Origin of the sequence: Bremerella sp. TYQ1, assembly GCF_020150455.1 — a bacterium.
Lineage (GTDB): Bacteria > Planctomycetota > Planctomycetia > Pirellulales > Pirellulaceae > Bremerella > Bremerella volcania_A.
Genome location: NZ_CP083740.1, coordinates 1,517,205 through 1,541,376, shown reverse-complemented (window position 1 = coordinate 1,541,376; position 24,172 = coordinate 1,517,205). Strand labels below are relative to the sequence as shown.

At 53.2% G+C, this 24,172-nt stretch carries 20 protein-coding genes; 5 read left to right on the top strand and 15 right to left on the bottom strand.

The window, feature by feature from the left end; genetic code table 11:
* Positions 1 to 4: 4 nt before the first annotated feature.
* From LA756_RS05620 to LA756_RS05550, 15 genes are all read right to left on the bottom strand, one after another.
* On the bottom strand, positions 5 to 391 hold the full coding sequence (locus LA756_RS05620; RefSeq protein ID WP_224438899.1) for a hypothetical protein: 387 nt from the start codon (positions 389 to 391) through the stop codon (positions 5 to 7).
* On the bottom strand, positions 391 to 615 hold the full coding sequence (locus tag LA756_RS05615) for a hypothetical protein (RefSeq protein ID WP_224438898.1): 225 nt from the start codon (positions 613 to 615) through the stop codon (positions 391 to 393). The genes LA756_RS05620 and LA756_RS05615 overlap by 1 nt, the downstream gene beginning before the upstream one ends.
* Positions 615 to 2,078 carry a DnaB-like helicase C-terminal domain-containing protein gene (locus tag LA756_RS05610; RefSeq protein ID WP_224438897.1) on the bottom strand — a complete coding sequence of 488 codons (1,464 nt, stop codon included), beginning with the start codon at positions 2,076 to 2,078 and terminating at the stop codon, positions 615 to 617. The genes LA756_RS05615 and LA756_RS05610 overlap by 1 nt, the downstream gene beginning before the upstream one ends.
* Positions 2,068 to 2,718 carry a helix-turn-helix domain-containing protein gene (locus tag LA756_RS05605; RefSeq protein ID WP_224438896.1) on the bottom strand — a complete coding sequence of 217 codons (651 nt, stop codon included), beginning with the start codon at positions 2,716 to 2,718 and terminating at the stop codon, positions 2,068 to 2,070. Before LA756_RS05605 ends, LA756_RS05610 begins: the two co-directional genes overlap by 11 nt.
* A 52-nt stretch (positions 2,719 to 2,770) precedes the next feature.
* Entirely contained in the window at positions 2,771 to 3,067 is a 297-nt protein-coding gene (locus LA756_RS05600; RefSeq protein WP_224438895.1) for a hypothetical protein, read from the bottom strand.
* A 92-nt stretch (positions 3,068 to 3,159) separates the two neighbouring features.
* Positions 3,160 to 3,600: a hypothetical protein gene (locus LA756_RS05595; RefSeq protein WP_224438894.1), complete on the bottom strand. Its 441-nt coding sequence runs from the start codon at positions 3,598 to 3,600 to the stop codon at positions 3,160 to 3,162.
* Between the two features lie 59 nt (positions 3,601 to 3,659).
* Positions 3,660 to 3,887, bottom strand: a complete 228-nt coding sequence (locus LA756_RS05590) for a hypothetical protein (RefSeq protein WP_224438893.1) — start codon at positions 3,885 to 3,887, stop codon at positions 3,660 to 3,662.
* Positions 3,888 to 4,021: 134 nt separating this feature from the next.
* The gene (locus LA756_RS05585; RefSeq protein ID WP_224438892.1) at positions 4,022 to 4,834 is read right to left on the bottom strand and encodes a hypothetical protein; all 813 of its coding nucleotides are present in this window, start codon (positions 4,832 to 4,834) and stop codon (positions 4,022 to 4,024) included.
* 575 nt (positions 4,835 to 5,409) lie between these two features.
* Positions 5,410 to 7,644, bottom strand: coding sequence for an HTTM domain-containing protein (locus LA756_RS05580; RefSeq protein ID WP_224438891.1), 2,235 nt, complete (start codon positions 7,642 to 7,644; stop codon positions 5,410 to 5,412).
* 187 nt (positions 7,645 to 7,831) lie between these two features.
* A complete protein-coding gene (locus tag LA756_RS05575; RefSeq protein ID WP_224438890.1) occupies positions 7,832 to 8,854 on the bottom strand; it encodes an Lpg1974 family pore-forming outer membrane protein in 1,023 nt (340 codons plus the stop codon).
* A gap of 451 nt (positions 8,855 to 9,305) precedes the next feature.
* Positions 9,306 to 10,961, bottom strand: coding sequence for a TolC family protein (locus tag LA756_RS05570; protein WP_224438889.1), 1,656 nt, complete (start codon positions 10,959 to 10,961; stop codon positions 9,306 to 9,308).
* Positions 10,962 to 11,335: 374 nt separating this feature from the next.
* Entirely contained in the window at positions 11,336 to 14,794 is a 3,459-nt protein-coding gene (locus LA756_RS05565) for an efflux RND transporter permease subunit (RefSeq protein ID WP_224438888.1), read from the bottom strand.
* Positions 14,795 to 14,807: 13 nt separating this feature from the next.
* Entirely contained in the window at positions 14,808 to 15,992 is a 1,185-nt protein-coding gene (locus LA756_RS05560) for an efflux RND transporter periplasmic adaptor subunit (RefSeq protein ID WP_224438887.1), read from the bottom strand.
* Between the two features lie 290 nt (positions 15,993 to 16,282).
* Positions 16,283 to 16,603 (bottom strand): hypothetical protein, encoded by a 321-nt coding sequence (locus LA756_RS05555; protein WP_224438886.1) that lies wholly within the window; start codon positions 16,601 to 16,603, stop codon positions 16,283 to 16,285.
* A gap of 382 nt (positions 16,604 to 16,985) precedes the next feature.
* Positions 16,986 to 17,996, bottom strand: coding sequence for a sialidase family protein (locus LA756_RS05550; protein WP_224438885.1), 1,011 nt, complete (start codon positions 17,994 to 17,996; stop codon positions 16,986 to 16,988).
* Positions 17,997 to 18,447: 451 nt separating this feature from the next.
* Between LA756_RS05550 and LA756_RS05545 the strand changes: the two genes are divergently transcribed.
* The 5 genes from LA756_RS05545 to LA756_RS05525 all read left to right on the top strand — a co-directional run bounded on the left by LA756_RS05545 (position 18,448) and on the right by LA756_RS05525 (position 24,156).
* Complete coding sequence (locus LA756_RS05545; RefSeq protein ID WP_224438884.1) at positions 18,448 to 19,371, top strand: DUF1559 domain-containing protein; 924 nt, start codon at positions 18,448 to 18,450, stop codon at positions 19,369 to 19,371.
* Positions 19,372 to 19,397: 26 nt separating this feature from the next.
* Complete coding sequence (locus tag LA756_RS05540) at positions 19,398 to 19,811, top strand: hypothetical protein (protein ID WP_224438883.1); 414 nt, start codon at positions 19,398 to 19,400, stop codon at positions 19,809 to 19,811.
* Positions 19,812 to 19,828: 17 nt separating this feature from the next.
* Positions 19,829 to 20,863: a LacI family DNA-binding transcriptional regulator gene (locus LA756_RS05535; protein WP_224438882.1), complete on the top strand. Its 1,035-nt coding sequence runs from the start codon at positions 19,829 to 19,831 to the stop codon at positions 20,861 to 20,863.
* A gap of 68 nt (positions 20,864 to 20,931) precedes the next feature.
* A complete protein-coding gene (locus tag LA756_RS05530) occupies positions 20,932 to 22,545 on the top strand; it encodes an exo-alpha-sialidase (protein ID WP_224438881.1) in 1,614 nt (537 codons plus the stop codon).
* Between the two features lie 36 nt (positions 22,546 to 22,581).
* Positions 22,582 to 24,156, top strand: coding sequence for a sodium/solute symporter (locus tag LA756_RS05525; protein WP_224438880.1), 1,575 nt, complete (start codon positions 22,582 to 22,584; stop codon positions 24,154 to 24,156).
* The last annotated feature ends 16 nt before the right edge of the window (positions 24,157 to 24,172 follow it).

Below are 24,172 nucleotides of genomic sequence, written 5' to 3'. Positions count from 1 at the left end.
GTTTCTAAGCATTTTGAGAAACTCGCGTCGCACCTTCGTCGCACTTGCGTCGCACCTTCGTCGCACCCTTCAAAAAAGTCGAAAGTTTTTTCGGTGGCGATCCAAGCTCGATATTGCCCTGTCCGTCGAAGACAACCATCCCGTTAGCGACTGCCGGGTGCTTCTTTTTCCGATAGCGAAATACATCCACGAGTCGCACGCTGTCGCCCTCAAACTCGATGCACATGTCTGCTGCTTCTGCTAAAACGCTTCGCTGGTTCATTACTGGCCAACCTGAATCCCACGCACGCCACAAGATGCGAACAATGACTGCTTGCTTGTACGTGAATCGATACTGCTGGCCATACCAGACAACGCAGGTGAAATCGGGATTGTGTTTGCAGTCGCTCACTAGCCAAGCTCCTTCAAAATCCGTTTTGCTTCCGAATCGCCACGTTCGGCCCTGGTCTTCAAGTAGGCCACTAGCCGCGGTACGGCTCGAATCTCTTTTGCGAACCTTTCAGCCGGTTGAAGCACCTCGAAAAGCTCTTCGCGGGGGACGATCGCAACGGTTCGACTGGTACCGCTTTCACGAACGACGAAGCCTTGCTCGGTTTGGATAATGCGTCGATGCATTAATCGTGATCTCCGTATCCGCCTTGGTTGTTGAATTCATCGATCCAAGACATATCCCGTTGATTGAGTGGCACGAAATCCTCTTCCATGTACGCTGGCGCTTCCTCGGCGAACTTGAAATACTGTCCCCAGAATAGAAGCTTGATATCTCGACCGACTGGGCCATTGCGGTTCTTCAGAACGCTAAGAGTTACCTTGTCGGGCTCCCCATCCTCTTTGGTCGCTGGCTCAATTTGCTTGCCTTTCAACCGCTGCATGCGTGACGACTTGGTGCCGCTACCCTCTTCTGTATCTTCTCGCCATAGACCCAGCACGATATCGCAGTCCTGTTCAATTGCTCCGGACTCGCGAAGGTTTCGTAGGCTGGGCCTGCCTTCCCCAGAGCGGTTGAGCTGGCTCAAAATGATCACCGGTATTTTGAGCTCCAGGCTGACGAGCTTTAACTGGCGGGTCATTACAGCGATTTCCCGGGCTCGTGTTTCGCCTGCGGAGTCTGGGTTGAGAAGTTGCAGATAGTCGATTGCGACCAAACCGCAGTTGTACCGCCGTTTCCATCGCCGGATTTTAGAAACGATGTCGCTAACCTTCAGGTTGCCACGGTCTTCAATAATTACCTTGCCTGACTTGAGCTTGTCGGCCGCAGACATAACCTTTCGTTTACTGGGCTCATCGAGTCGACCCCATTCATCTTGGTCAACTTCCGATTGTCGAGCCAATGCACGTCGGGCAACTTCGCTTCCGTCCATTTCCATCGTGACAAGTCCGGGCACTGCCGAACCCTTACCAGATGCGTTAAGCACGAACTCGAGTGCGGAAACAGATTTCCCATCCCCAGGTCGGCCAGCAATGCAGATAAGCCCTGGCGGCAGACCTCCGGTGATTTTATTGAGGGTCGGAAACGGTGTCGGGATGCCATCACGTGGCTTAAACTCGCCAGCTTCGATCAGATCGGCCAGTTCGGAAACGTGATCGGCCAACCATCTTTCGCCACTGGTGTCGACGCCATCTTCTAAGTCAGTGAATAGCTTTGAAAGTAAAGCTCGTTTTTCATCTGATCCAAGTGAGGCATCGCTAGTTATCGTTTGCACCCGGAAGCCAAAGTCGATGATCGAACGCTCAATAGATTTCCGACGAACGATCTCGGCGCAACTGGCAATGTAAGTGTCTGAGCCAACTCTCGCTGTCCTGGCTAGGTCTGAGATGTAACGCAGTCCCCCCACCAACTCAAGCTCGCCAGACTTTTCAAGCCAGTCTTTCAACGTGATGTAATTGAATTCCTGGCCCTCGGAGACAAGTTCCTTGGCCGCTCGAAAAATCTTCTGGTGGGATACGTGATAAAAGTCAGTCGGCTTTAACTGGACTTCATCGAGAAACTCAGGAGACATGATCAGCCGCCCAAGAACTATCTCCTCGTCGTAATCGGAATGTGGGTACTCTTCGATGTTGGTGGATCTACGCGTCATGCTGAACCTCCAACTCTGTGGCCTGAATGACCTCTAGGCCCTTCCGGTACTTGGACAGGAATAGCCCTGTCTTTCCACGACCGTTCCCGGATTTCTCAAGCTCGTCCAGGATGTCGACAACCATTCCCAGTACGCGATCATTCTGTTCAGCTTCCTGGGCTGCCTTCAGGAACTCCGGATCCAATCCGAAACCAAGAACCGATTCCATCTCGCGATAGATCTTCTTGGCTTCTTTACTGGCTGGTGTGTATCCCTGGCGATCACCCCCGGACCGTCTGTTGTTGGTTCTTGAGGTTGGTTCGTAGGCAACTGGTTGCCGGTTAAAGTGCTCCAAATTGCCGGTTAAAGCATCATCCGGCAACGTGGTGCCGCTTAAACCACCTCTTAACTGGCAATCAGTTGCCGGATAAAGCATCTCGTAGAGACTGGAATTTCTCCCTCGGTTCTTCATTTTGATCAACTTTGCCACCGTCAATTCTGTGAGTGCATACCGGACTGAACGCTCGGACATACTTGTAGCCTTGGCAATCGTCTTGTGGCTTGGCCAGCATTGACCGGTTTCGCCGTTGGCCATCTTGGCAAGGAATAAATAAACCTTCGCCGCAGACCCCGTCAGGCTTTTCAGGCGGTCGCTGGCCATATTCGCGCACGTGAAATATGTTCCTGGCTCTGGCTTCATGCCTGGTGCCCTCCTAAATCCGCAACTCTTTAGTCAGCGCCGAGATACATAGCTCGTAGCAACGCGATGATCGCAATCGCTCATCCTCTGCGTGCCAGCCGACGTAGATGGTCAGCTTCGCCTTGAATGCTTCATAGTGCCGCCAGTGAGGCCTACGGTACCGTCGGAGATTCCGAGCTCGGTTCAAGATTCGACGTACTGCTGGACAAGCCTGCTTGATATCGTCGAGACTGTTGATTTCCGCAGTTGGCGGAATCCATGGATCGATTTTGTCTACCCAAAGGGCAGCATCCGTGATACGATTGTGCATTGTAACCTTCCTTGTGCTTTTGGTTGCGATTCAGAAACGAAAGACGAGCCCGGTGGATTGGTCCCTGCCGGGCCTCGTCGCTTCTTGTGGGGTTAATTGCTCTCAGCCTCCCAGCTTTCGCCGGTGGTTAGATTGACGACATACGCCGCCCAGATGACTAGCGGGCGGGATACCAGAACAAGAGTCCGACCGTTAGGCCCCGTGCTTTCCGTTCGTGTTTCCTGCTGCTTACCTGGTCCGTAATTGGCCAGCGATGTGTCAGCTGTTTCCTTGGCGTCTTCAAAGCTGAGCCCCGCACAACGCACAATTCCCTTCTCGCCGATCATCTGAATGACAGCAAAGGGGCCATCCTCGAACACGTCGTCCTCATCCGGCGGAAGAACTGGATAGGCTTCTGTATTGTGGTGGCGAAGCGATCGTGCCCTCTCGAAAGCCGTCATGCCATCGATTCCAACTCGGTCGAATCTCATAGCATCATCTTCGATCGTGATCGTGTACCAGCTGCCAGTGCACTCTTTGGTCTGCTTGGTCATGGTCAAACCTTTCAAAAAACAGAAAACGAAATACGCCCAGCACGATGCCGGGCGCGGGTTTACGAACGGGCTGCAGAAGGACGCTTCTTGCCGAGCTCCCGCATCTTGGTTGCTAAGTCGGCGCCGTGGGCATAGCCATCGCGCCCGATGTAGAAAACGATTTCATCCAGGCCGCTCTTACGGGCTGCGATCCACGCTCGCTTACCTGGGAACCAATTCTGTCGAATGAGAGGCAATGGATAGACTTTGTTAGTCTCGATTGCCGGTGGTGCTTCCTTCGTTGCCATTTCAGAACTCCTAACGAAACCGTGTTGGCGATGTCGTTAGGATATTGGCGAATCAGAAAAGGAAAACAGTTAAACGCCTACTTGCGGGAGCATCGGGAGTTAACGGGAGGAACGGGAGATTCGGGAGTAAAAAATTAGCCCTTGATTCCAGCAATTGCCCGTTGAAGTGCGGACATCCGCATGACCGGAAGCCGGATATCATGTCGACCTTTTAAGTCCTCATCGCTCAAAGAGTCCAAAAGCTTTCCATCGATCAGTGCTTCCGGGAATTGCTCGCGAAGGTTTTGATTGACCTCATTTTTCCCGCAGTTCAATATCTGGCGAAGTGCGTCTTTAGTGAGTTTCTTTGTGTACTTCGACAGGTCTATCGCAACCGGGTCTGCAGCATCGGGATGATTGTCAATGATTGGGGCATCAATCTGGCCTCTTGCATCCCCTGGCAACTCACGTATTGCTTTGTCTGTTTCCAAGTCCATTTGAGCCGCTAACAGCTCAACATCGGCATTATGGAATTGGCAAGTAACGATGTCATCTACAACCACGTGAATCGATTGTTCTAATGCCGGAAGCGGTATGTAGAACGTCCACGGGGGAGCGGGAAAGTTCTGCACTTGATCAGTTGCAACAAGTCGCTCATTTGCTGGTATCTCAAACATCTCATAGGTGAGATAGACAATCTTCAAGGCAAGTGCGAACGCTGACGGTGCAGAAGTTCCACCTTGTTGAACTGGTTGAAGTGATACGCGACGAAAATCACTGGATAGTTCGTCATTGAAGAACAGCCAAGAATGCTCATTCATCAAGCAGATCAGGTTGGAAGCCATCTCAGGGAGATTGTGTTGGCCAAACCCGGACTTACAAACCGTCCAAATTGTATGGCAGTCGAAAAGCATCTGCTTCGCCGCTTCGTTGGCAGCACGAAGCTTGCAGGCCGTAAGTGGCTCCATCGTTCACAGTCCTTTCGAGCCTGCCAACCGTCACGCACGCCGGACTGTGATGACGCGGTGACGATCGACTCGCGGTAGCTACTCCGCTGGGCTCTGATTCAAGTGTTCATAGGAACGTTCAGAAATCGCGGTTCCTATGGGTAGTTGTAGTGTATTCGGTGCTTTCGTAAACCTCGGTTTCTACCGTGTTAGCTACTTTGTCCGATACCGTGATGAGACCTAATCGAATGACTCATAATCCCTTGGTCGCGGGTTCAAGTCCTGCCTGGCCTACTAAACAGGGTTTTGCGTCCGTCAGGACGACCACAATTCCCGACCGTCACCGATACCCCGAGGTTAAAATCTCGGGGTTTTTTATTGGTGGTATGAATTGGTTTTATTTGTTGAGAATTACCGATCGATCAGATCGGTATGTGTACGAAGTAGTGTGCCAGGTCGCAGTTCGGCGTTGTCGAATTTTGATTGGGTGCTCTTATGTTGACTTGCTGTGAGAAGCGGAGGGCGTTTCCAAATCAATCTTCAACTTCGGCAGGCGATGGTTTTTACCTGCATATGCGACTTGAGCCTGGCTGCATCTAGCGTCGTAGGTTCGTTGGGGCTGGCTGGCTGGCGATGCCCAGGCGACGGTGGTTGCGGGGTAAGATCCAAGAGTTGTGCTGGAAGTTTCGAAGTGGGACGGACGTCAGATCGACTTCGGGATTGAGCAGCATCTGTGGAACGGTGTAGTTCATCATTACGTAGCTCTCCACGCGTATCTCGCCATGTCGGCCGGTTTCTGCTTGCCAGCTTTGTCCGACTTTCTGGGCGTACTGATGGATCATCCAGGGACGCACGGCCGCTTTTTCCATTTGATACGGCTCGATCTCGAGAAAGTGGTTCCACACCATGTGCAGTTGACGGTCCTCGAACGTGACGAAGTTTCGTGGCAATCGGCGATAGTCATCGGGACGCATACGTGAAAAGTCGGTCCAAACTATATACGGATCGCCTCCAGAAAGCTGGAGTAATTCGGCTTCTGCATCATCAGGCGAAGCAGTCATTAGAGGCGAATCGAGTATCACTAACAACGTTTGTCCCGAAGCCGGTGCGCCTTGCAGAACGAACGGTTCGATACGCTGAAGCACTGGCCGGACCATATCGGCCAGCGGTGATTGGTATAGTCGGTGCAGTGAGTTGACCAGTTTCACGCGTCGCGGTTCGCGACCAGGCATATCTTGCGATTGACTTTCGTCTTCCTGCTCAAGCTCGTTCAGCTGCTGCAGGAATTCCTCTTGAACAGCGATCGAAAGTTTCAACTGCTTGGCTCGCTCTTGAAATTTCTCGCGAATGAGCGTTACTGCTTCCGAGAGTGAAATGGCAGGTTCGATGCTCGGTTGGCGAGTAAACGTTTTCTCCCATTGCTCGACAATCTTTTGCCGACCGACATCAATGGCTTCCTGCTTATCGGTATGAATAGTGCCAGGGTTATAGATCAGCCGACGACCGAAGATCGGCTCGTGAGTGATTGTCAGGCCAGGATGATGTGTCCACTTGAACTGATGCGAGTCGATGGCGATGTGGATGGCCTGGGGCGTGCCGTCTGGACATGCATTCCAGGCAATGGCTGGGCGTCCCTCGGCGTTTGTGATGTGAATTGCGGGGTCTACAATGCGGCAGGTCAGGTGCCCGGCTGCTTTCGCGCGGAGCATCATTCGCCAGCTGAAGTCCTGCCCTTCTTCGGTCCAGTTAGCGTCCCCTTCAATCAGGAAATGCCTAAGTGGCCATGTCGTTTGCCAACCAATAAACATCGCGATGGCGACCGTTAGGCCCAACGCCAGACGGGGCTGGGGCTTGGTTTTTCGCGGCTTATCGCTGGAGGCTTGGGTCGTGAAGTTCCACCGAGGCCGACGAATCCATGCCCAAAATTGCCGCGGCCAGTCGGGGGCAAAGAAAATGAGCGTCGACGATAGGGCCATCGCGGGAAAAATCCCGATCGGAAAGATGAAGTGGTTGTGTACATGGAACAACGCCGTCGCTGCCAAAGCCAGCCAGCGCGTCCTTCCCCAGAGCAGCAAGAAGCCAATGCTAAGATCGTAGAACAAGCCGCTCCAAGCCAAAAACAGGCAAAGGTGGATCGGCTTAAGGCTATCCGGCAAACCGATCGTGCTGTCGAAGAAATCGTAGAGGACGTTGCCAGGTGCGTAGAGAGGTTCGCCGGTGAGCCAGTCAGCGTTCAGCTTGGCAATCCCGCCGTAAAAGTAGACAAGAAACAATTGAAAACGTAGCAAGAAGATCGGCCAAAAAGGGATCGCCGAGGTATTCTCCGTTGGGCGTGACGTTTGCTTGCGAAACTTACTGGCGATCAGCTGATCGAGCGACCAACATTTTGCCGCTGGCATAAAGATCAGCATGAAGCTCAGCAGGCAGATCAAATAGTAATGGTTGTTATACAGGGTCGCTTCAAGCAGGAAGATATAGGTGTAACCGAGAAACAGCGTCACGCAGGCCGCGCGGTAGAACAGCCCAAGGGCGACCAGCAGTGCGGCGACGGTCACCACTGCGAAGTGGACGGTGAGCCAGGGTTCGCTCCACGGCTGAACCCAGTGGAAGCCAGGATAGGTAAAGTGCAGTGCGGGCGACGCGAAGACGCGGTCGATCTCGGTTATCCCGGCATTGCTCTGGAAATATTTGAGCATGTGCCAGACCATGACCAGGCCGAAGCAGATCCGAAACATGGCCAATGAAGAACCGTCGACTAACTGAGCCCATTGAATGCGGAGGGATTCGGCCGTGTTGGCAAAAGTTTTGGCCGATCGATCGGCGGCTTTCATGGCGTCATTCTTTCAAGATGATTCAATCGGTGCGAGAGCCAGCGCATGCATGAACAATTGGGGCGGCCACTTTTAGGGGATCCGCCCCTGCCACGTCAAGAGATATTGGAAAAGCAAAAACGCCTTCGCACGAAGTTGTGCGAAGGCGTTTTCTTGGCTTTTAAGCTATTTAGGCGGTCAATATGACTTAGTACTGGAAACCGCCGCCGACTGTGAAACCGACAAAGCCGAGATTTTCGTTCAGCACATCGTCGGTGGCCGCTTCGTCCGAATCATCGGCATAGGTGGCTGCTGGATTTGGGCTGCCAACGTTCGCCCAGTATTGGGCTTCCAGAGCACTCTTGAAGAAGAACCGTTCGTTGCGGGAGGTCCATCGCAAACCGAGCTGCATCTCCATGGCACCGGCCAAGGTTCCCGTGTTTTCGATGTCCATGATTTCGTCGCCGTCATCATCGGTGGCCATGAACTGCTGCTGGCCGAAGAGCATCGACCCACGACCGTTGGCAAACATATCCCATCGGCAGAGCAGCGGTCGGCTATATTCACCGGCCAGCGTCGGACCATAACCGCGGAATTTAATATCCCCAATGGCCGTCCCAGAGTCGGTGACCGCGAGATAACTTTGATCGATCTCGGCGTAGCGGAAACCACCACTTAAAAGGAAGTTCTTAGTCGCTTGCGATTGCAGTTCCAAGTCGAGTACATGCAGGTCAATACTGTGAGTCATGACTGCCGAATCGACGTCGACCAGACCGATAATCGAGTCGCCATCGTTGGTTGACGACCAAATGATGGCGCCCTCGTCCTGGATAAGACCGACATTGCTGTCGACGGTGAACGAAGTGCTTTGGTCAAACTGCCAGTAGCGAGCACGCCACCCCATGGCACCCTTGGCACCGAGGTAGCCCAGTTCGATTCGGTTGCTAGGCTTCAGATTCCAATCGAAGCCAAGATGTTCGATAACCGGGTCGTTCTGAGCGATGATGCCGGTGTTGTTCGTCTGGTAAGGGGTCACGAAGACGGCTTCGTAGCCCGCGTAGTAGCGTCCACAGGCATTGTCGCAAGCACACGGATCACAGGTATTGCAAGCTGGCACGCTGTACATTTGAGCCGACTGGGCGTTGATTTGTTGTTCCAGATTTTCCATCCGGACCAACAGGTCGTCGTAAGAGGTGAGCGACACCTCTTCGGCTTGGATGCTTCCTGCCATTGTGAGTACTAATGTAGACAGGAGAGCTGTCCAAATTCCGCGATCCATCGCGATACCTCCGTGTAAAGTAACCAAAGATCAATATTCACGAAAACCGCGAGACCGCGCTGCGGCCAGTGCGTCAATCCTTTTATCTGCCCATAAAACGTTGCAACTTATCGCGCTCCGTTGCTCGGAGTATCGGCTTGCAGCAATGCACAGTTTAGCCGTGTGCGATTCTTTTCCCCCATTTTCGGCGGGGGAAAACGTAGTCTTGTAAAACGTGACGAATAAATGGGATTTGATTTCTAAATTGACCCAAAATTTCAGGTGACTGGCGAATGCACTGCTATCGCTTTCGTGGCGTTTTTCCGTCACTTCATTGAAGGTTCAAAGTCGTGTCGGACCTACGCGTTTCATGTTGTTTGAAACCGATTGTGTTTGGTTTCTGCCGTCTCGACTTCGTCGCTGCTTACGAGTCGATTGGGGTTAGTCGGGTTGCTGAGAGATCGGCTTCGCTGGGAAGAGGCGGGAGTCCTTCTTCTTCCGGATTCGGGATTTCGCCGGCCTCTTCTGGAATGGGGGCGTCGATGGTTTCGCCAGGTAGGTATGGCGTAGGCAAGCAGCGGATGTCTTTGTACGTCAGGCCAGCTGTTGTCAGCAGGTAACCACCGCCGAGTGCCTGGTAGGCGTTGACGATAGCCGAAAGTTGCTGCTGCTTGGTTTCGATCATGTCGACTCTCGCTTCCAAGAGATCTCGTTGAGAGAACAGCACGTCGACATATTCCGAGCGAGCGTTCTGGAAGAGATTCGTCGCGACGTCAACCGATTGTTCCAACGCAACGACTTGATGCTGCTTAAGCTCGACGCTCTTGCGGTAGTTCTCGACTTTAGCCATCCGATTGACGACTTCGGTGTAAGCGTTCAGGACGGTACGTTGATAGTCGTAAACGGCTTGCAACTGGCGTGCATTGGCACTTTGGTATTCGGCTCGAATCGCTGCTTTATTGATCAGCGGGGCTACAAGTTCCCCGGCTGTGCTGGCGATGAACGCTCCTGGATCGAAGAGGTACCGAGGATTGAACGCTTCATAACCGACGCTTGCTCGAATGTCGAAGCGAGGGAAGAACTGTGCCCTGGCAACAAGGACATCGAGACCTGAGGCGGCGAGTTCCCGTTCGGCGGCGCGGATGTCGCGTCGGTTCTGAAGTAGTTGTGCGGGAACGCCGACTCCCAGCATGCGTGAGTCGAGGTCGATGAACTCCCACGATGCTCGCTGAACGGGTTGCGGATAGCGGCCGACAAGGAAGTTGATCTTGTTCTCGATCTCGATCATGTCTTGCTGAACGATCAGACGCTGGCTTTCGTTCTTACGAACTTCGGCCAGAAATCGCTGGACGGCCAACTCGGTGCCACGAGCGGCTTCCTTCTGAGCCTTCGCCACTTCAAGGCTTTGCTTTTGGATCTCAATGGTTTGATTGAGATAAATCATGCGCTGGTCGAGGGCCGTCAGTTCGTAGTAATTGTCCGCAATTTCAGCGACGAGACGTGTCACGTAGTAATCGCGGATTTCGACGGCTTCAGCGTATCGCTGTTCGGCCGCATCGCGAGCGTTGCGTAGTTCACGCCAGATGTCGACACGCCACAATAAGTTGGCTCGAAGTCCGACGTTGGGAAGTGGATCCGGAAACTCGCCACCTCCGGGATAAGTCAACTGATCTTCGGCTGCGCCAAGCGGGGTGAACTTGCTGGTGCGTTCAAAGCCACCGTCGGCACCGACGCTGACGAATGGCAGGTAAGAACCGCGACGGGCGATGATCTCGTTTCGTGCGACTTGAACCTCTTGGTTGCGGATCTTCAATTCCTGGTTCGAAGCCAGCCCTTCCGCAATGAGTTGAGCCAAGGCCTGGTCGTTGAAGAAATTGTAGACGCCAACTTGAGCGGCGTTATCGCCGCTGGTTTCCCCAGCGAATTCAGGGGGAAGATAAGGATTCGGGTCGACGCAGCACAGCTTAGGAATACCACACCCTGGAAGCAGCGCCAAAGTTAGGCAAGCAACGAGAATCGAAAATGCAACCGGTTTATGTCCCGTCGAAAAGATGTGCGTGCGGAGGTCGAATCGTCTCATCGTAGAGCCTTTGTGGCATCATGCCATTTCGCATCATCTAAATGGAAAGCGTGGGGTTCGTGCCGCGTTGCCTGCGTGGAGACAATTGCTCTTCTACATCCGTCACGGCCGAGACATCGTTGTATCCGGGTGATCTTTCGCAGATGGTAAGCCTGCCAAAGACCATCGAACCGTGGTCGTAGAATAAGTCGACATGATTCCTATCGACAGAAAATTAGGAACAGAAGAAAGAACCTGTGCCAGCCTGACGTGACCGGCAGCAAATTGCCCAGTTTGACACGCTTTCGTCGGTCTCATGCATCAAAAAACCTCGCTATCCAAGAGCTTGAATAGCGAGGTAATCGATAGAGAACATTGCTTATCTGTCAGCGAGTTTAAAAGCCTTTGTGCTCGTTGGTTTCGTCACGCTCGAAGATCTCTGACAGTGGGTCATCATGTTCGTCTCGAATGAGTTTGCGGCCATCAGAAAGCTTCGCGAACAAGTAATACAGACCTGGGATGACGAACACGCCAATAAGCGTACCTAGCAGCATACCGCCGACCGCAGTGGTGCCGATCGTTCGGTTGCCGATGGCCCCTGGCCCAGTCGCACGAACCAACGGAATTAGACCGGCAATAAACGCAAACGACGTCATCATAATCGGTCGGAAGCGAAGTTTGCTCCCTTCAATGGCAGCGTCCTTGATGCTCAATCCATCGTGGCGGCGTTGCACCGCGAATTCAATAATCAGAATTGCGTTCTTGCCTAACAATCCGACAAGCATCACAAGCCCAATCTGGGCATAGACGTCGTTGGCGAGTCCCATTGATTTCAGAAAGAGGAACGAGCCGAAAATCCCGATCGGCAACGACACAATCACCGCCAACGGCAACAGGAAGCTTTCGTATTGTCCGACTAACACCATGTAAACAAAGACCACTACGATCAAAAAGATATACACGGCCGTGTTACCGGCTTTCGCTTCATCGTACGCCAGGCCGCGCCAGTCGATATCAAACCCGTGCGGCAGTGTTTCAGCCGCCACTTCTTTAATCGCGGCAATTGCTTCACCACTGCTATATCCTGCCGCTGGGGCGCCTTGGATAGGAGCAGTCGGATAAAGATTGTAGCGGCTAATTTCGTTGAGGCCTTGCTTCTTCTCGATTCGCATGAACGCGGAATAGGGAACCATCTCTCCTTCCTCATTCTTAACGAACATGTTGTCGAGATCTTCCGGATAACGGCGGAACTCAGGCGCCGCTTGCACATAGACTTTATAGAACTGCCCAAAGCGGACAAATCCTTGTTCCCAAGTGCTACCTACGACAATCGAAAGGTTATCCAGTGCGTCGCGAATCGAGACTCCTTTCTGCATCGCAACGTCGTTATCGATCACGATTTCGTACTGGGGGTAGTTGGCCGCAAAGAACGTGAACAAGCCTTTCAGTTCCTTCCGTTTTTCGAGCGCGGCCATGAACTTTTCGGTTTCTTCGCCGAGGGCCTGGTAGTCTCCGCTGTTCGTTTTGTCGAGTAAGTTCACCGAGAAACCACCTGCCGCACCGAAGCCGGGAACTGCTGGCGGCTCGAAGAACTCCAGTTTAACGTTTGCGATATCGGTACCACGTTTTTCAAGCTCTTCAATGATCTGCTTGGACGTCAGTTCTCGATCGGCCCATGGTTTCAAGTTGATGATACATGTGCCGGCGTTCGAGCCACGCCCTTCTGTCAAAACCTCATAGCCGGCAATGGAAGAGACCGAAGTGATCTCGTCCATCTCGGCACAAATGGCTTGCAATTCGTGACACTTGGCATTGGTATACTCGAGCGTCGATCCTGGCGGTGTCTGCACGATCCCGTACAGCATCCCCTGGTCTTCCAGCGGAATAAACCCGGTCGGAAGTACTTTGTTGACGACAAGAATCCCATAGCAGAAAGCACCAATAACCAAGATTGTCAGTACACGCCGCGTAACAACGAGACCAACGACACCGACGTAGGCACTCGTTACTTTTTCAACCGCTCGATCAAAGATATGCACGAAGATGCCGATAGGCCCCCGTACTTTCTTTTCTTCTGGTTCGCTGCCTGACAATGCGGATCGGAACGAGAAAATGAACAGTACCGCGGCGATGCCGCCGATGATCATCATTCGTAGTGGGGTTAATTCAAACTGCTCGGAGATCACTTCATGAACGATCTCGATATGCATCGCTTCATAAATCCCATACCCGGCCGCTAAGCCGAGGGTGATCGAAAGCAACGCTCGCAGAATGAACGCGTATTTGCCGGCGACTTTCTTCAGGCCACGATTCGTAAAGCCAACCAAGCCACGTTGTCGGCCTGGCTGAAGCGGCTTCAAAATCATTGCACAAAGAACCGGCGTCAACGTCAAAGCGACCACGCCAGAAAGGACGATCGACATGGCCATCGTCAACGCGAACTGGCGATAAAAGACACCCACTGGTCCAGTCATGAACGTGACGGGAATAAACACAGCGGTCATCACCAAGGTAATCGCAATGATCGCCCCGCTGATTTCATGGACCACTTCCATGGTTGCTTTATACGGACTGAGATGCTTCGAGTGCATCTTTTCGTGCACGGCTTCCACCACCACGATCGCGTCGTCCACCACCACGCCGATGGCCAACACCAACGCGAACAGCGTGATCAAATTGACCGACATGCCGAACATTAGCATGAAGAAGAACGTCCCGATCAGCGACACCGGCACCGCCAGCGTTGGAATCAGCGTGCTGCGGAAGTCGCCGAGGAAAAGAAACACCACCAACGAAACGAGAATAAAAGCCTCGAACAGCGTGTGCAGCACCTTTTCAATCGACGCATCCAAGAAGTGAGAAACGTCGTACGTCACCGCGTAGTCCATGCCGGGCGGGAACGAGGCTTGCTTGATCTCTTCAATCTTCTCCTTCACTTTCTCAATGACTTGCGCGGCGTTCGATCCCGGCGTTTGTTTCAACACGATCGCCGCCGAAGGCAAGCCATCGATGTCGGAGTACAAGTCGTAGAACGACGATCCGAGCCAGACGTGGGCCACGTCACCGAGTCGTAAAATCTCCCCTTCTTCCGTCGAACGAAGAATGATCTTTTCGTACTCTTCCGGGGTTTTATATCGTCCCACCCAGGTGAGAACATACTCAAGCGTTTGAGACGTTTGCCCGGTCGCTTGGCCCAATCTTCCCGGCGAACCAATCATGCTTTGTTCGTCGAGCGCTTTCATCACGTCTTCCGCGTCAACTTTGTAGGCCCGCATACGATCGAGATCTAGCTCAATACGCATCGCGTAGGAGCGGTTACCGAGAATCGTTGCTCGGCCCACCCCGGGGATACGTTTGATTTCGTTCAGCACGTTGACGGTGGCGTAGTTGTACAGGAAGTTCTGATCGACGTTGGGGTCTTCGCTGTAAACGTTGACGTACATCAACATGCTCGTCATGTTCTGCATGACGATGATCCCTTCACGCTGCACGATCGGGGGAAGTTGGTTTTTCACCATGTTCACGCGGTTGTTGACATTCATCACCGCCACGTTCGGGTCGGTGCCAGGTTCAAAAACCACTTGAATGGTTCCTTCCCCAGCGCTAGTTGCGTCGCCCATCATGTAACGCATGTTAGGAACGCCATTGATCGCTTGTTCCAGAATCACCATGGTCGAGTCGATCAAGATCTTTGCACTCGCGCCTGGGTAAGAAACCGAAACACGAACACTTGGTGGTGCGACCGAAGGGAACTGCGAAATTGGCAGTGCCGAGATTGCCAGGCCACCCATGAATAAAATGAGCAGCGAGATCACGATGGCCAAGGCTGGCCGATGTAAGAACTTAGTAAACATAAGTCAGGCCTTCCTATTCCGCGTGGTATTTCAAATTGCCGAGAACATCTTCGGGAGACTCGAATTCGAATTCGATTTTGTCTCCGTCCCGAACCTGCCGAATCCCTTCGAGGATGATCTTATCTCCCTCTTGAAGGCCCTCTTTAATGACGAAGATATCGTCCTGCTCACTTTGAATGGTGATATCGCGCTGGCGAACAACATTGTCTTCGTCGACAACGAATGCATAGCGCTTGGCGAGAATCTCGAACGTGGCTCGCTGCGGAATCACCAGAACACCCTTCAGTGTTCGATGGATGAGGATCGTTCCTGTCTGACCATTTCGCAAAAGACCTGTCGGATTGGCGAAGTCGGCTCGAAATGCAATGTTGCCGGTTGTGTTGTTGAAGTCCGCCTCAATCGCGCCGATCTTCCCAGGCTGGGGAAAGATCTCGCTGTTGGCCAGCTTTAATTCGACCTGTAAATGCTCTTCGTTGTTGCCGGATGCTTTATCGCGATCGAGTTGCCGCTTGTATTCGAGATAACGCGCCTCTGGCACGTTAAAGTAGACCCACATCGTGCTGTTGTCCGAGAACGTTGTCAGCACCTCCCCTTCCTCGACCAAGCTACCTAACTGCACGAGTTGTCGATCGACGATTCCTTCGAAGGGGGCCCTGACGTTGGTGAAGTTCAGCTCCGCTTCCGCGAGTGCGACTTTGGCGTTGACTTTCGCGAGTTCCGCCTTTTTGATCGCCAGTTCCTGGGGCGAAACGATGTTCTTGTCGAGCAGGTTTTGAGCATTCTTCAGCTCGATTTCAATTCGGTTGGCTTCGGCGATTTCCGAATCGAGCTTGGCCTGGTAAAGCGTCGGGACGATCTTGAACATCAAGTCTCCCTTTTGCACTTGTTGGCCTTCGTTGATGCGGACCTCTTCGAGGTAACCTCCTTCGAGGGCGCGGATTTCGATATGTTTGCAGGAATGGATCTGGCAGACGTACTGCTGTGTACTGATTACGTCCTTCTTCAATGGACTTGTCACGATAATTTTATGGGGAGCATGATGTCCCCCTTCACTATGTGACTCAGCGTGCGAATCGCTATGCGACTCGGCATGTTCTGCGTCGTGATGTTCTTCGTGTGATTCAGCCATCGACTCACAGCCAGTAATCACGAGCGCGAACAATGCCAGCACGAGCGCGGCTGTCGTTGTAGCTTTCATAGGTTTGTCTGATACCTCTCAATTAAGAGAAATGACCCGGACCATGTTGGCGGGATGTGGGGATTCAAAAAGAAGGTCGCAGGGAATTTGTCTCAATCGCTACCCAACGAGCCCACGGTGGCACGACAAACGCAAGACCAGCCTTCGACACAGTGTCGAGACAGGACCACACGCGTTGGTCACGAGTGTTTCAAAACGGGGGCAATGATGGGGCACGGAAAGAGACCGAGTCTCTCCGCGCGTTGAACGAATTCAGCAGGGAGAGAGACTTCAGTTAGTTCACTGGCGCACTAGGCGACAGGAGGCCCACGAAGCAGAAAACTAGTCGTCGGAAGAAACGAGTAATGCGGTGTAGGAACGATATCGAATCGTGCCGACGGCACTTCGATATACGGCATTACCAAGTCAGGAGATGTCGCCAAAAAGGCAATTTCGGCTTTAACTTCGCTCGCACTTTCGCACTCGGAAAGCTCGGCACATTCCGAGTCGGTCGAGTGAGGGTGGCTCGGCTTGCCGTTAGGCAAGTGGTGGACTTGAGAAAGGCCACCAATCATCAAAACCGCGTAAAGAACGACCAGCAAGACATGCCACGAACGTCGTTGGCAGAGCACGTGATGCTCGGCGGTTTGGGAAATTGACGCAGCAACCCTTCCGGCGGCAGTTGCCGGCCGTGAGGAGGCGTCAATCTGAGAACCAAAACCGATCACGATAGACTCGCATTGATGGCAAAGAACAATGTTTCCATCGTCGCTTTAAATACGAAAACACTACAAAAATCGTAGTTTGCGTTCCTATTTTACGCAAGTCTGGACCAATCTGTTCTTATTGTTGCCAGCTGCCCCCTTAAAGGCCATGTGCCTGCCCGCAATCGTACGGGAAAGTTCATGAAATGGCCGCAGCACGCTTTGAGAAGCCCTAAAACGGACACGACCACGTCGAAAATGATTGAAAACATCGGCCACTTATTGCAGCGGCTATTGGCGGCGTGCACCACTATCGCGACTTGGAAAGCACCGATTTTTGTGGCAGACGCACCTCGGCCAGATAGATATTCGTTTTCCCTTCGTGGGACGAATAGTAGCTAACCCATAGCTTGCCATCATGTTCGACAAGCCCTGGGTAACTGGTGTCGCCCCCAGACGGCAGCACCGCGAGCGGATGCAGCTTTGCTTCGTCAGGGTCAAGCTCCCAGATCATCGTCTTGGCCCCCGAGGACGTACGCGAACGCCCGGCGACCAGGTAACGTCCGTCCTTTGATTTCATGAGCTCTGGTCCGCCGACATATTCGCCTAGGTCTTGCCATTTCCAGTCGGTGTAAGGAGGCAGGGCACGACCCAACATCGCCGAATTCGGTTGACGGTCGCGCCGGAGCACACACATGGCTGAATCGTCTTCTAAGAAGATCAGGCCTGTCTCGTTGGCATATCCTTTCACGGCAAGTTCGCTTCCAATTTGGCGAAACGCCTTGCCGTCGTCACTTTGATAAAGGCGAACCTCGTCGTTTGTGGCAGTGCTGTATCCGAAGCCGTAAGCCGAGTTTTTGTGCCAAACGATCCGCCAGATCCAGAAGTTGGGATCTCCAATTTCAATCGGTTCGCTCCAATTCGCACCGTCGGAAGAGTACCAGATGTACGACTGATGCTTGGCATCGGCCGGTTGATGGAGAGCCCCCGCACCAGCCAGGCAAAGTTTGCCATCGGGCGTAACCGAAATCTTCGCATCGCGTAGATCTGCTTCGTCCGAACTGACCAGCGCGATCGACTCCCAGTTCGAGCCATCATTCGAGCGAAGAATCCGCAGAGAACCGTTCGGTGAGACGTGCCCTGCCCCTTCGCGAAAGACGCAGTAGAAGTTGTCTCGAAAGCGAATTAGATCGGTGAATGCATTGTGAGGTGCTTGATCCCATATCTTTTTCACCGCAAGAACTTCAGCCTTCGAGGCTTCCTCGGCAAGGGTGGTCGCAGAAACAACGAGCAAAACGAAAAGACTCAGGCACAGTTTCATGGGCTTGCTTTCGACACGTACAAAGGAGGGCAAACGCGTATCGCGGTAGGTAGGCCCGTCATCTTAAGCCACCCTGGCCGGCGATCTCTCCCCAAATCTCAGGTAAATGCCCATGAATTGAAAAACGCATGGAGCTATGAATATTCATGAAAGTCGCAAGCTAAGTTTCGTTTCTTGGTTGACTGATCAAGCCTTTCACGTGTTAGGGATCCGGCTCTGTGAAGCACGTAAGTTCTTTTTAGAGAATATTTTAGTAAATGTTTTGCGTGTTTTCGTAGGTTATGGTAAATCAAAATAAATTTGAAAAAAATGTGAATAGACTCTCGAGTTACATTGAATATTCAATCGTTGTCGCTAGACTCTAGGTGGCTTCAGAGGTTCTGTTGCCACAGATACCCACCCCAGAAAATCCCTTCTCCTTTCTTAATTCCTTGTTCTAGGAGCTGCCTCTATGGATTGTCGATCAAAGGCTACGCGTCGCGGCAAACGATTTGGCGACGATGGTTTTACACTCGTCGAATTGCTGGTCGTGATTGCGATCATCGGTGTGCTCATCGCGTTGCTATTGCCGGCGGTGCAACAGGCTCGAGAAGCGGCTCGACGTATGAGCTGTACGAACAATCTCAAGCAGTTGGGACTTGCGCTGCATAACTACCACGACACTCATGGCTCGTTTCCTCCCTCCGGAATCGATGGTGGTAAGTCGCATGGCATGTGGATTCGCACGTCCCCCTTCTTCGAGGCAGGCAATCTTTACGATCAATACAACTTCAACGGATCGTGGCGCGACAACTTGACGCTTTGTGCCGAGTCCGACATGGCAACGCTTCATTGCCCCAGCAGCTCGCAAACGATCACCACGCTTGCTTCCGAACAGCCTTGTCCGACGACACACTACTACGGCAACGCCGGACCGATCGGTTTGAACGCGACGACCAACGAAGACTACGCCCGCGATACCTCGCGCGAGAATGTATCGATGTTTGGCGAAGTAGGTGACGAAGGGCTCTTCAAGCTCCGCAGCGAACTTGGTCTGCGAGACGCAACCGATGGTTCGTCGAACACGATTCTGTTAGGCGAGTTGTCCTGGAACGACTACCCCTTCTATCGCGCCTGGAACCGAGGCCTGCACTGGACATCCAGCGGCTTGTACCAGGCGACCACCAAGAACCATCGTTACCCAATCAACATCGGTGTGAAGAATCCTAGCTTTACGATGGTGGCCAACAACGGCGGATACGGCAGTCAGCACCCGGGCGGAGCGAACTTCACCATGGCCGATGGAGCGGTCAAGTTTCTGCCGGAGACAATTCAAATCGAAACGTATTTAGCCCTCGCCAGCCGTGGTGGTGGCGAAGTCGTGGCACTACCGTAATGCGATGGGTCAACAGGAGAACAGCCATGGGTAAGTGGATTGCCGGCGCCATGTCGCTGCTGGTCATCGTCGGCGCGACCGGGGGATGCAGTCAGTCGGACGGAGTCGAAAAGTACCACATCGAAGGTGTCGTTACTTTTCAAGGTAATGCCGTTCCTGTCGGATCGATTGTCTTTCAGCCAGATCCTTCGCAAGGAAACAGTGGCCCATACGGCGTCGCTCAGATCAAGGATGGCAAGTTCAGTACGAAGCTGGAAGGCGAGGCAATCGTTGGTGGCCCGCATCTGGTCATCATCGAAGCGTTTGACGGCAAGAACGTGAATCCAGATTACGCCCCGTATGGCGCGTCGATCGGTTCGACCTATCAGGAACGGTTCGATCTGCCGAAACAAGATTCAACTCTCGAAATCGAGTTGACCGACCGCAAGAAGCGTAAGTAGTCAAGGAAAGAGAAGTCATGGCCAGTACAGTCGAAATTGCGGAAGCTGCCGGTGTTTCCCAGGCCACCGTCTCGCGCGTGATCAACAATCAAGCCGGCGTTGCTCCCGAGACCGTTCAGATTGTTCGCGACATGATCAAGCGACTCGGTTACCAACCGAGACCTCGGAAAGCACGTAAGTCGTCCGTTCCTGCCGAGGCATCCAAGAATGTCGCGGTGGTGATGCTTGACGAAAGTTGCCAGCGACATCCAACGCTTGCGATGGCCAAGTTAAGAGGAGTGCAGCAGGCACTCGCGGCCGCTGGAATGAATATGATCCTAGCCGACGTCAGCAGCGGCGAAGTCAACGTTCCCGCGATTGATCAAAAGCAGCTCGATGGAGTTCTGCTGTGGGGGCATCGTGGCTCGAAACAGCTTCTCGATAAACTGAAAGGCATTCCCAGCGTCTGGCTTTCTTCGCATGTCAGCAGCACTGATAGTGTCGTTTCGCAAGGGAACGCCGCGATCGGACAGTTGGCGGGCGAGCACCTATTAAAGCGGAACCATACGAATCTTTGCTTCCTGACGGTTCACAGCGATCACCCAGGTTTCGCAGCACGCGGCGATGGCTTTGGCTATGCGGCGCATCTCGCCGGTCACGAAATCAAGCGGTTTCAAAGCGAGCAGCCGTTGCCATTCGAGAAGATGTCGCCGAAGCAGTTGGAAGAAGCACTTGTTCCATTGGTCGACACGATGTTGGCCGACATGCCGCGGCCGATCGGTCTTTTCCTGCCTGACGATCAAATCACCGCTACCGTATACCGGCTGCTTCAGCGAGCCAATATCGAAGTCGGCCGAGAAATCGAACTCGTGTCGTGCAATAACGAAGAACCTTACCTCGCGGGTCTGCATCCACGACCTGCAACGATCGATCTTGGCCCCGAACTTACCGGGCGAAGAGCTGTCGAACAATTGCTGTGGAGTATCCAACAGCCTCAGCAAAGTGGTCGTCGCGTCGAACTAATCGTCGAACCCATCTTGATCGATGGAGAAACGCTAGACGACTTTGCCTAATAAGTCCCCAATTTCTATTCACAAACACCCTCCCCTTCCCCCTTCCTGACGTGGAGTTACTTTCCATCATGTTTCGCATCGCAGTGCTCGCATCTCTGCTTGTCTCAGGGCTAACGGTCCAAGCGACTCTAGCTGCAGAGCCAACGACTAAAGAATATTCCCCCGTGATGCTTGCCGGCGATTGGGTTCCGGAAAGTCCGCATCAGATCGATTTTGACCGGCTCCCAAAGATCCCATCGCAGCATGTCATCGTTAGTGACGTTCGCAAGTCGAAAGGGGTGAATCAGCATAACTACCTCACGTTCTACGACGGCAAATATTGGGCTATGTGGAGCGATGGGCCTGCGGTGGAAGATCGTGTTGGTCAGCGGATTTCGTACGCGACGAGTCCTGATGGGCTCGATTGGACGGAACCGAAGTACCTCACACCCGAGCCACCGGGATCAGGCAAAGGCTCCCAGTATTACAACACCCGCAGCAGTAAAGGCTTTCGCTGGATCTCACGCGGGTTCTGGCAACGCGATGGTCAGCTGCTGGCATTATGTTCGCTGGACGAAGGGGCTGGGTTCTTCGGCAAAAGCCTTGAGCTACGGGCATTTCGCTGGGGCAAAAAGAGCAACACCTGGATCGATCACGCGTTGGTGCATAAGAACGCCATCAACAACTTTCCGCCCAAGAAAATTCCGAGCGGCGAATGGATGATGTCGCGCCGGACGCACGATTACTCGAAACATGGCGTTGAATTTTTGACGGGAGGCATCGAAGCAATTGACGATTGGGATTCCTTTCCCGTGCTCGGTTCAAGCCAAGAACTTGCCGCGGAAGAACCGTACTGGTGGGTTTTGCCTGATGGGCGTTTGACGGCCCTGTTCCGCGACAATCGTCAGAGCGGATATCTGTATCGATCTTTCTCAGAAGACAACGGACGCACGTGGAGCCTGCCCCATCGCACCGACTTCCCGGATGCCCGATCGAAGTTTAGTGGAGTCCAGTTGGCCGACGGGCGCTACGTGTTGGTGAACAATCCCCATCCGAAACAGCGTGATCCATTGGCATTGTCGATCAGCGACGATGGAGTCGTTTTCACGAAGATGGGTTACCTCGCTGGGGGTCGGCATGTCGACTACCCGCACGTGATCGAGCATGACGGTCATGTGTTGGTTGCCTTCGCGACGCAAAAGCAAACCGTCGAAGTGCTGAAGATCAAGCTGGAAGATCTCGACGCGTTGACCATGCCAGAAATGCCATTGGTCAAGCCGCCACCCTACCAGCCGAAAGAGAGCGACACGATTATCGACGCTGGACAAAGCAACCAAGTCACCATCACTGGGCCATGGAAGTCGAGCGATAAAGACTCTCAGCGCCACGGCGACGATTATCTGTTTCTCAATCCGACGGAAAGCGGAACGATCCGCTTTGATGTCGACGTTCCTGCGGCCGGCGATTACGAGATCTTCACGCTCTGGAATGCTCGCGGCCACCGAGCCCACGAGGTGCCTTTCCGCGTGACGCATGCCGAAGGTACCAAGACAGTGAACGTTAATCAAAACCGAGACAGCGGCAGTTGGAACAGTTTGGGAACCTATCGGCTGACCCCAGGAACGGCTGCCGTAGAAGTGGCGATCGATCAAGCGAAAGCGTTCGTGATTGTCGATGCCATCTTGGTGGCACCCCGGCCGTAACGTTTGCTGAGACTCGTATCGCTTGATGGAAATTCGATGGATTTGACGCTACGCCCGCTCGATATCGCCGCCATCTTGGCCTACCTGGCCGCGATGATTGGGATCGGCATTTACTTTTCACGGCGGAATAACACGACCGAAGAATACTTTGTCGGCAACCGATCGTTTTCGGGTTGGGTTATCGGCTTGTCGATGCTCGGAACGATCGTCAGCTCGGCGACGTTCCTGGCACTTCCGGCCGCTGCCTATGTGCTCGATTGGCGACAATTGGCAGTCAACTTGGTGTTGCCGTTCATTGCCGTCTTGGCGGTGCTAATCTTCATTCCGTTCTTTCGTCGCGGCAAATTGACGTCGGCGTTTGAATACCTTGGCATGCGATACGGTACCCTGCCGCGTGTTTACGGAACGGTCAGCTTCATCCTTTTGCAGCTGATTCGCATGGCCCAGATTTTGTTTCTCGTTTCGATCCCTGTGCAGTTCTTGACTGGGCTTCCGATCGAAATTGTGGTGATCGTCGCGGGGGTCTTCATCGCGTTTTATACCATCGCCGGCGGGATCGAAGCGGTCGTCTGGACCGACGTCGTTCAGGCGTTGGTCCTTATGGCAGGCTGCTTGCTTTGTTTCACGTACATCGTGATTGATTTGCCCGGCGGTGTAACACAGATCGTCGAAACCGGTGCCGCTGAGAACAAGTTCAGTCTCGGCAGTTTCCAGTGGAATTTAAACGAGCGGACATTCTGGACGGTCGCCATTTTGGGCATCATCAATTGGTTGGCGATTTACTCCGGCGATCAAAACATGGTGCAGCGATACCTGGCTGCTCGCTCGACGCGCGAGGCCCGTAAAGCAACCATCATCTATTCCGCCATTGCCCTGCCGATGTGGACGATGTTTTTCTTCATCGGGACGGCGCTGTTTGTTTATTACCAGGCATTTCCTGACTCGGCGATCGCTTCGCTGGAAACCGATCAGGTCCTCCCCTACTTCATTCTGACTCGCATACCCGCCGGCTTGGCAGGGCTGATCATTGCCGCGGTGATGGCCGCCGCGATGAGTTCGCTTGACTCCGGCATTAACTCCATTTCAACGGTCACCGTTGTCGACTTACTGCGTCCCTATTTAGGCGACAGATATTCTGACAAGTTCTATCTGCGCGTGGCTCGATCGGTGGCGGCGGTTGTTAGCGTATTGGTCGTTTCCGGCGGTATCTTGTTCAGCCGAATCGAAAAAGAAAGTATGAACGATATCAGTCTGATCGTTACCAGCTTGTTTGGCGGGTGCTTGATGGGGCTGTTCATGATGGGGTTCTTTACTCGCAGGGTGAACGGAACCGCCGCGTCGGTTGCGATGCTGTTGGCAATTGGTTTCAACGCGTACCTGGGGTTCGGTCTGTTAGGATGGATTCCCGAGGCATGGACGTTGGGCGTGCATAGTTATTGGATTGGCGCACTGGTGAATTTGCTGTTCGCCGTGAGTGCCTATTTGTTGAGTTTTGTTATCGGAACCTCCACACGCGACCTGACTGGGCTGACGGTGTGGACGTTAGAAAAATCGAGCGGCCGCCACGAAAAGCCGGTCGCTCTGACTCCCTCGGTAAGCACCCAGGAATAACGGAAGAGAGAGAAGC

Bases quoted from the DNA above. Each gene is read 5' to 3' on its own strand.
- LA756_RS05615 (WP_224438898.1), bottom strand. From the start codon at position 615: ATGCATCGACGCATTATCCAAACCGAGCAAGGCTTCGTCGTTCGTGAA.
- LA756_RS05610 (WP_224438897.1), bottom strand. From the start codon at position 2,078: ATGACGCGTAGATCCACCAACATCGAAGAGTACCCACATTCCGATTAC.
- LA756_RS05605 (WP_224438896.1), bottom strand. From the start codon at position 2,718: ATGGCCAGCGACCGCCTGAAAAGCCTGACGGGGTCTGCGGCGAAGGTT.
- LA756_RS05600 (WP_224438895.1), bottom strand. From the start codon at position 3,067: ATGCACAATCGTATCACGGATGCTGCCCTTTGGGTAGACAAAATCGAT.
- LA756_RS05595 (WP_224438894.1), bottom strand. From the start codon at position 3,600: ATGACCAAGCAGACCAAAGAGTGCACTGGCAGCTGGTACACGATCACG.
- LA756_RS05590 (WP_224438893.1), bottom strand. From the start codon at position 3,887: ATGGCAACGAAGGAAGCACCACCGGCAATCGAGACTAACAAAGTCTAT.
- LA756_RS05585 (WP_224438892.1), bottom strand. From the start codon at position 4,834: ATGGAGCCACTTACGGCCTGCAAGCTTCGTGCTGCCAACGAAGCGGCG.
- LA756_RS05580 (WP_224438891.1), bottom strand. From the start codon at position 7,644: ATGAAAGCCGCCGATCGATCGGCCAAAACTTTTGCCAACACGGCCGAA.
- LA756_RS05575 (WP_224438890.1), bottom strand. From the start codon at position 8,854: ATGGCAGGAAGCATCCAAGCCGAAGAGGTGTCGCTCACCTCTTACGAC.
- LA756_RS05570 (WP_224438889.1), bottom strand. From the start codon at position 10,961: ATGAGACGATTCGACCTCCGCACGCACATCTTTTCGACGGGACATAAA.
- LA756_RS05565 (WP_224438888.1), bottom strand. From the start codon at position 14,794: ATGTTTACTAAGTTCTTACATCGGCCAGCCTTGGCCATCGTGATCTCG.
- LA756_RS05560 (WP_224438887.1), bottom strand. From the start codon at position 15,992: ATGAAAGCTACAACGACAGCCGCGCTCGTGCTGGCATTGTTCGCGCTC.
- LA756_RS05550 (WP_224438885.1), bottom strand. From the start codon at position 17,996: ATGAAACTGTGCCTGAGTCTTTTCGTTTTGCTCGTTGTTTCTGCGACC.
- LA756_RS05545 (WP_224438884.1), top strand. From the start codon at position 18,448: ATGGATTGTCGATCAAAGGCTACGCGTCGCGGCAAACGATTTGGCGAC.
- LA756_RS05540 (WP_224438883.1), top strand. From the start codon at position 19,398: ATGGGTAAGTGGATTGCCGGCGCCATGTCGCTGCTGGTCATCGTCGGC.
- LA756_RS05535 (WP_224438882.1), top strand. From the start codon at position 19,829: ATGGCCAGTACAGTCGAAATTGCGGAAGCTGCCGGTGTTTCCCAGGCC.
- LA756_RS05530 (WP_224438881.1), top strand. From the start codon at position 20,932: ATGTTTCGCATCGCAGTGCTCGCATCTCTGCTTGTCTCAGGGCTAACG.
- LA756_RS05525 (WP_224438880.1), top strand. From the start codon at position 22,582: ATGGATTTGACGCTACGCCCGCTCGATATCGCCGCCATCTTGGCCTAC.